This is a genomic window from Protofrankia sp. Cr2, assembly GCF_963555885.1.
GTDB lineage: Bacteria > Actinomycetota > Actinomycetes > Frankiales > Frankiaceae > Protofrankia.
Genome location: NZ_CAUVXG010000027.1, coordinates 60,957 through 68,240, shown reverse-complemented (window position 1 = coordinate 68,240; position 7,284 = coordinate 60,957). Strand labels below are relative to the sequence as shown.

Below are 7,284 nucleotides of genomic sequence, written 5' to 3'. Positions count from 1 at the left end.
AGGTAAGATCTAGATTTATGAGCGCAGTCGACGACCGGAGCCGCGCACATGCGCTGGTCGGCGACCTGCTGGGTGAGTCCGATCAGTTTTCCGAGCGGGCTGTTGCGGTGCTGAACGCCCATGCAGCGGCGCTCGCGTGGGTACGCGACACCATTGGCGTCTACCCAGCGCCGGCTGGCATCGCTGCGGAACTGAACAACGTCGCCGGACGTCTGCGCAGCGGGGCCGACGATCGTGATCCGGTGGCAGTGCTCGGCCGGGCCGCGGTCGAGGCGCGGCGCGCGCTCCTCCGGCTTGTCGAGGACGACGTTCCACGCGTCCGCCTGCGGTCGCTTCCTGTGTTCGACGGCCCCGACGATCTGAGTGAGCGGGTCGACGAGTAGCTGCCCCACGCAGCACCCAGGAGAACGGTCCGCTGAAACCCTCACCGCTGGCCCCGGACAGCGCAAACCCCGGCCGTTCCTCGTCCGGGGAGGGACCGGGGTTACTTCCTCAGCTACTGCCTTGGCACTTCAAGTATGCACAGCGGAGCGCGGTCGCGCATCGCGACACCCGGCCCGCGTCCCCCCTCGCAAGGGCGGCCTCTTCCGGCGCCGCTGACACACCATCGACCCGGCATCCACCAGCGGGCCGACGATCGTGTCGGATCAGCGGCGTACGGTCAAACGGCAGTTGCGACCTTCAACCCTGGACCCGGACAACACAAACCGCGGTCCGGCAGACCATCAGCTCCACACCTCCGGAGGTCCGTGCTTGACATGGCGACACCCAAGCGACCGAAGCTCTACCACATCGTCCACGTCGACCGTTTACCCGCGATCCTCGCCGATGGTTGCCTCTGGTCCGACGCGGTGATGTCACGCCGATCCGGGAGTGGCACGACGATCGGCATGAGCCAGATCAAACAGCGCCGGCTGGTCGTGCCGGTAAGCCGTCACGGCGGCGACTGTGTCGGCGATTATGTTCCCTTCTACTTCTGCCCACGTTCGATCATGTTGTATGTGATCTCACGGGCGAACAACCCGGAGCTTGCCTATCGCGGTGGCCAGGATCCGATCATTCATCTTGAGGCGGACCTCCACCAGGTGGTTGCATGGGCAGATGCGTCAGCGAGACGGTGGGCCTTCTCGACCTCAAACGCCGCAACGATCTACACACGATTCTACACGGGGTTGGAGAACCTGGACCAGATCAACTGGGTGGCAGTCGAGGCGACGGACTTCAGGTCGACCGATGTGAAGGAGCGTAAACAAGCCGAGTTCCTCGTGTACAGATCATTTCCGTGGGAGCTTGTTGATAAGATTGGTGTGCGGACGCGGGAGACGGCTCAGCACGTCGAGCAGGCTCTGGTCGGCACGCGGCACCGGCCGGAGCTCGCGGTCAGGACGGAATGGTATTTCTAGAGAGGAGGCGTCGGCATGATCGAGTACCGGCAAGGCGACATATTCACGGCGGATACAGAGGCTGTGGTCAACACGGTCAACTGCGTCGGCGTCATGGGCCGGGGTATCGCGCTGCAGTTCAAAGAAGCCTATCCGGCCAACTTCCGTTCCTATCGTTCCGCCTGCGACCATGGCGAAGTCCAGCCGGGTCGAATGTTCGTCTTCGAGACGGGATCACTGACAAACCCGAGACTCATCGTCAACTTCCCCACCAAACGGCACTGGCGCGGCGCCAGCCGCATGGAGGACATCGAGGCAGGACTTCGCGCCCTGGCCGCGGAAATCCGGGCCAGAAACATTCGGTCAATCGCGGTTCCACCACTCGGCAGCGGTCTTGGCGGTCTGCGCTGGGACGACGTCTATCCCCAAATCGAGGCCGCACTGGGAAATCTCGATGATGTACGTGTGATTCTCTTTGAACCACGTGGCAGCGTGACGAAACCGGTTGTATCCGCACGACCCGAGGTGCCGATCATGACCCCGGGCCGCGCCGCGCTCGTCGCCCTGGTCTCTCGCTATCTTGACGGGCTGATGGATCCGTTCGTCACGCTCCTTGAAGTCCACAAACTCATGTACTTCATGCAGGAAGCTGGTGAACCACTCCGACTGCGTTACGCCAAGGCTTTCTACGGCCCCTATGCCGAGAACCTGCGACATGTACTGCATGCTGTCGAAGGCCACCTCATCTCCGGGTTCGCCGACAGCGGCGATGTACCAGACAATGAGCTCACGCTGCTACCAGGCGCAGTCACCGACGCGGAATCCTTCCTCGCCGGCCAGTCGGCGACGCGTGCCCGGTTCGACCGCGTCGCAGACCTCGTCCAAGGATTCGAGACGCCCTTCGGCCTCGAACTCCTCGCCACCGTGCATTGGGTCGCGGCCCAGGAGGGCGCTACGACTCTCCAGACCGCGATGGAGCGTACATACGCGTGGAGCGCCCGTAAGCGACGTTTCTCCGAAGAGCAGCTCGGGGTGACATGGGACACCCTCAGTAACAAGGGTTGGCTTCGCCCAACAGCCGGTTGAACTCCGCGAAGTCGGTTCGACGTTCCTCCGGCCGCACCAGACGGCCACTCGACATGAGATCACCGAGCCGACCAGCGGCCATGGCTTCTGCGTAACCAGGGAGGTCGGTCAGACGGTCAAGGTGGCTGTAGCCGTCATCGATGCTCCGATAGCAAGGGTGCAGACCGTTTTCCAATTCTTCGATGACAAGCAGCACACCGGCCGGCGGCCCGTCAGGAGCCAGCGGCAGCGTCGCCTCGGTAAACGACTTGAACGCCGTCAACCGGAGCTCCCGTAGGACCGCACGTGCCACGCCCCGACTGTACCCACCGCCGCCACCGTCATGATCTGCCGACGTAGCCTCCAGGTCCAGGTCCAGGTCCAGGTCGTGGCAGGGCCGGTCCGGGCGCGCGTGACCTGAGCATGCTTGACCTGAAGTTCGCTTGAGCCTCTAGCCTTCCCTCGGACGGCCGGCACCGCAGGCCGGCAACGGGCCGGCGTCACCGAGAGGTATCCCATGAGCAGAGGTAACCCATGAGCATGGAAGTCACCGCCTGGATGTCGATGCACAAGGCGATGAACGCGCAGGACGAACGGCGCCCCTTCTCCAAGGCCACCCTGCGGCGCATCGGCGGGTTCGCCCGGCCGCGCCGCCGGCAGCTGACCTGGTTCCTGCTGCTCAGCGTTGTGACGGCGGTCCTCGCGGTCGCCACACCGGTCCTCGCGGGCCGGGTCGTCGACGCGATCGTGCGCGGCTCGGCCGTGCACGTCGTGGTCGAGCTCGCGGTGCTCATCGCCGTCATCGCGGTGGCCGAGGCCGGCCTCGGGCTGGTGTCCCGGTGGCTGTCGGCAACCATCGGCGAGGGCCTCATCCTCGACCTGCGCACCACCGTGTTCGACCACGTCCAGCGGATGCCCGTCGCCTTCTTCACCCGAACCCGGACCGGCGCGCTGGTCAGCCGGTTGAACAACGACGTCATCGGCGCGCAACGGGCCTTCAGCAACACGCTCTCCGGCGTGGTCAGCAACATCGTGGCGCTTCTGCTCACCCTCGTCGTGATGATCAGAATCTCCTGGCAGATCACCCTGCTCGCGCTGCTGCTGCTACCGGTCTTCGTCCTTCCCGCGCGGCGGATGGGCAGCCGACTGGCCCGGCTCGAACGTGAAGCGGCCAACCACAACGCGGTGATGAGCACGCAGATGACCGAGCGTTTCTCCGCGCCCGGCGCGACGCTGGTGAAACTGTTCGGCCGGCCCGCACACGAATCCGCCGCGTTCGCCGTCCGGGCGCGGCGCGTCCGCGACATCGGGGTCCGCTCGGCGATGGTGCAGTGGGTGTTCATCACCGCGCTGACCCTGGTCTCGGCGCTGGCACTCGCCCTCGTCTACGGGCTCGGTGGTTTTTACGCGCTGCGTGGGCAGCTGGAGCCCGGCGCCGTCGTCGCGCTCGCGCTGCTGCTCACCCGCCTCTACGCCCCGCTGACCTCGCTGGCCAGCGCCCGGGTGGAAGTCATGAGCGCTCTGGTAAGCTTCGAACGTGTGTTCGAGGTGCTGGACCTCGAACCGCTGATCGCAGACAGCCCGGACGCGCAACGGGTGCCAGAAGGAGGGGTGGCGGTGGAATTCGACGACGTCAGTTTCAGCTACCCGCCCGCGGACAAGGTCTCGCTCGCATCGCTGGAGGAGGTCGCCGTGCTCGACGCCCGTGGCGGTGTCGAAATCCTGCACAACGTCTCGTTCCGGGTCGAACCCGGGCAGCTGGTGGCGCTGGTGGGCTCGTCGGGCGCCGGGAAGTCCACGATCGCGCAGCTGACAGCCCGGCTCTACGACGTCGACACCGGCGCGGTGCGCCTGGGCGGGATCGACGTCCGCGAGCTGACCGCCGAGTCCATCCGCGCGACACTCGGGATGGTCACCCAGGACGGGCACCTGTTCCACGAGTCGATCCGCGCGAACCTCCTGCTGGCACGCCCGGAGGCTACCGAGGACGACCTGTGGGAGGTGCTGGGCCGCGCCAGGCTCGCCGACCTCGTCACGAGCCTGCCCGACGGGTTGGACACCGTCGTCGGCGAACGCGGCTACCGCCTGTCCGGCGGCGAACGCCAACGCCTGACCATCGCCCGGCTCCTGCTGGCACGGCCGCGGGTAGTGATCCTCGACGAGGCCACCGCGCACCTGGACTCCACCTCCGAGGCCGCGGTACAGGCGGCCCTGGCCGAGGCACTCACCGGACGGACCGCGGTGGTGATCGCCCACCGGCTGTCCACCATCCGCTCCGCCGACCTCATCCTCGTCATCGAGGACGGGCGGGTCGTGGAACGCGGCACCCATACCGAGCTGCTCGCCACCGGCGGACGGTACGAGGAGCTGTACCGGACGCAGTTCGACCAGCCGGCCGCGGTCGCCGCCATGGCCACGATGGCTGCGGCCGGATAAGGGCCGCGACCGGATAAGGACCACGGCCGGTTGCGGAAAACCGGTGCACGCCGTAGGCCGGTCCGGCGATGATGGATGCGGTGTCCGAACGGTCACGCATCCGGCATGCGAACGCGCGGGCGCTGGAGGTACCCGAGGGCGGGCCGCGGGAAGCGGGCTGCGCGGGCCTGGCTGAAGGGGGATGCGTGTCCGCTGCTTCCACCGCACGGGACGGCCCAACCTCACCCGACGGCCCGACCCGGCCGCCGCCTCTCGTCCCACCACAGCCTGGTCCGCAGCCCCCCGTCCGGCCACCCCTCATCCCACGGCTCGCCGCGACCGTGCTCGCCCGGCTCACCGCAAGCCCCACGGCCGCCCGCTGCGTCCGGTTCTTCGACGACCAGGGCGGCCGCGTCCTCGCGATCATCGCGCTGAACCTGGTCGGTGCCCTGTCCTTCACCGCGACCCCGTTCATCCTGCGGCACCTGATCGACCACGGCCTGGCCGTGCCGGGCGCGTCCGCGCTGCTCCCCCAGGTGGCGCTGTTGCTGGTCGTGTTCGTATTCGACGCCGTGACCGGCGCGGCGTCCCGGGTGATCGGCTCGCGGCTCGGTGAAACGGTGACCAGGCGCGTCACCGTCACCGTCCACGACCATCTGCTGCGACTGCCGTTCGGCTTCTTCCCGGGCCAGCGCCAGGGCGAGCTGCTGTCGCTGTTCGGCAACGACGTGCACGAGGTCCGCGCCGCAGTCTCCGTCTCCATGCCGCACGCGGTCACCGCCGCGGTCACCGCCGTGGTCGGCACGGCCACCGTTTTCGTCCTGGAGTGGCGGCTGAGCCTGCTGGCGGTGCTGCTGGCCCCCGGCGTGTTCGCGCTGACGACCCTCGGCCGGCGCCGTGGCCGTGAGCTGACCCGGCAGCACATAAAGCTGCGGTCCGCGCACTTCGCCCAACTCGCCGACACCAGCGGCGTCGCCGGTGCGCTGCACGTCCGGCTGTTCGGCCGTACCGACCACGAATCGGCACGGTTCGCGACCGTTGCCGACGACCTGGAGCGGATCGCCGTCCGGCGCACCCGGGTCTCCGCGGTCGCCGGGCTGATGTCCTCGGCCGGAGCCGCCGTCGCGGTCGTCGCGGTGATGGGGTTCGGTGGCTGGCTGGTGAGCAGTGGACGCACCACCATCGGCACGCTGATCGCCTTCGCGTCCGCGTTGCTGTACGCCTACCGGCCGGTGACGAGCCTGGCGGAGAGCCGCTCGGACCTGCTGGAGGCCGGCGTCGGCGTCGAGCGGATCTTCGGTCTGCTCGACATCCCGCCCGATCCCCGCAATCTGCCCACCACGACCACCACGACCACCAGGGCCATGGCGAGCACCACGAGCACCACGACCGGCACGACCGGTCACCGCGCCGAAAGCGCTGGTCAGCGCGCCGGAACGGCCGTCCGCGAACCGGTGCCCGGTCAACGTTGCGCACCGGCCGGTAGCAGGGCCGCCCCGGACCTGCTCATCGACCACGTCTGGTTCCGCTACCGACAGGGCCGGCAGGACGCCTGGTCCGCCGCGGGACGCGATCCACAGCGCCGCTGGTGGTACGTGGGAGACCCCGATGAAGATCCTGCGACGCTCCGCGATGGTCGCGGTGGCACGGCCGGGGACGACACGCAGCGGTGGAATCTGCGCGACCTCACCCTGGACGTCCGGTCCGGGGAGAAGACCGCGGTCGTCGGGTCCAGCGGCGCGGGCAAGAGCACCCTGGGCTCGCTGCTCGCCGGCATCTATCAACCCGACCGCGGCCGGATCCTCTGCGGCGGCGTCGACCTCGCCGTGATGGACTGGGACGAACTGCGGGCGCTCGTCGGCGTCGTCCCCCAGGACCCGTACCTCTTCCACGACACGATTGCCACGAACATCCGCTACGGACGGCTCGAGGCCAGCGACGACGAGGTGGCCACCGCTGCGGTCGACGCCGGCCTGCGCCCGCTGCTGGACAAGCTGCCGCGGGGTGTCGAGACGATGGTCGGGGCCCGCGGCTACCAGCTCTCCGGCGGGGAACGCCAACGGCTCGCCCTTGCCCGGGTCCTGCTCGCCGACCCGCCCGTGCTCGTCCTGGACGAGGCCACGTCCCAGCTGGACTCGCTGACCGAGAACGTGGTGCAGGAGGCGCTGTCCCGGCTGGGCACCGGACGCACCCGGGTGGTGATCGCGCACCGGCTGTCGACGATCGTCGACGCCGACGCCATCCACGTCCTGGACGCGGGCACGGTTGTCGAACGGGGCACGCACGACGAACTGCTGGCGGCAGGGGGCGCCTACGCCCGCCTCTACGCCCGACAGGTGGGCCAGGAGCAGTCCGCCAGCCATCAGTGATCCGAGGCTTCAGTGACCTGGGCCTTCAGTGATCTGGGGCTTCAGTGACCTGG

6 protein-coding genes are annotated in these 7,284 nt (G+C 68.2%); 5 read left to right on the top strand and 1 reads right to left on the bottom strand.

What is annotated here, in order from left to right:
* The 3 genes from U9978_RS14085 to U9978_RS14075 all read left to right on the top strand — a co-directional run.
* Positions 1 to 383 (top strand): hypothetical protein (locus tag U9978_RS14085; protein ID WP_322761569.1); only part of this gene is annotated, 383 nt, incomplete at its 5' end.
* 375 nt (positions 384 to 758) lie between these two features.
* Complete coding sequence (locus U9978_RS14080) at positions 759 to 1,403, top strand: DUF4433 domain-containing protein (protein WP_322761568.1); 645 nt, start codon at positions 759 to 761, stop codon at positions 1,401 to 1,403.
* 15 nt (positions 1,404 to 1,418) lie between these two features.
* On the top strand, positions 1,419 to 2,468 hold the full coding sequence (locus U9978_RS14075) for a macro domain-containing protein (protein ID WP_322761567.1): 1,050 nt from the start codon (positions 1,419 to 1,421) through the stop codon (positions 2,466 to 2,468).
* On the opposite strand, the gene U9978_RS14070 is transcribed toward U9978_RS14075, so the two are convergent.
* On the bottom strand, positions 2,431 to 2,760 hold the full coding sequence (locus U9978_RS14070; RefSeq protein WP_322761566.1) for a hypothetical protein: 330 nt from the start codon (positions 2,758 to 2,760) through the stop codon (positions 2,431 to 2,433). The two genes, U9978_RS14075 and U9978_RS14070, sit on opposite strands and share 38 nt — an antisense overlap.
* 221 nt (positions 2,761 to 2,981) lie before the next feature.
* Between U9978_RS14070 and U9978_RS14065 the strand changes: the two genes are divergently transcribed.
* Together U9978_RS14065 and U9978_RS14060 are read left to right on the top strand one after the other, a co-directional pair.
* The gene (locus U9978_RS14065; protein WP_322761565.1) at positions 2,982 to 4,883 is read left to right on the top strand and encodes an ABC transporter ATP-binding protein; all 1,902 of its coding nucleotides are present in this window, start codon (positions 2,982 to 2,984) and stop codon (positions 4,881 to 4,883) included.
* An 80-nt stretch (positions 4,884 to 4,963) separates the two neighbouring features.
* On the top strand, positions 4,964 to 7,231 hold the full coding sequence (locus tag U9978_RS14060; RefSeq protein ID WP_322761564.1) for an ABC transporter ATP-binding protein: 2,268 nt from the start codon (positions 4,964 to 4,966) through the stop codon (positions 7,229 to 7,231).
* Positions 7,232 to 7,284: the final 53 nt, after the last annotated feature.

Bases quoted from the DNA above. Each gene is read 5' to 3' on its own strand.
- U9978_RS14080 (WP_322761568.1), top strand. From the start codon at position 759: ATGGCGACACCCAAGCGACCGAAGCTCTACCACATCGTCCACGTCGAC.
- U9978_RS14075 (WP_322761567.1), top strand. From the start codon at position 1,419: ATGATCGAGTACCGGCAAGGCGACATATTCACGGCGGATACAGAGGCT.
- U9978_RS14065 (WP_322761565.1), top strand. From the start codon at position 2,982: ATGAGCATGGAAGTCACCGCCTGGATGTCGATGCACAAGGCGATGAAC.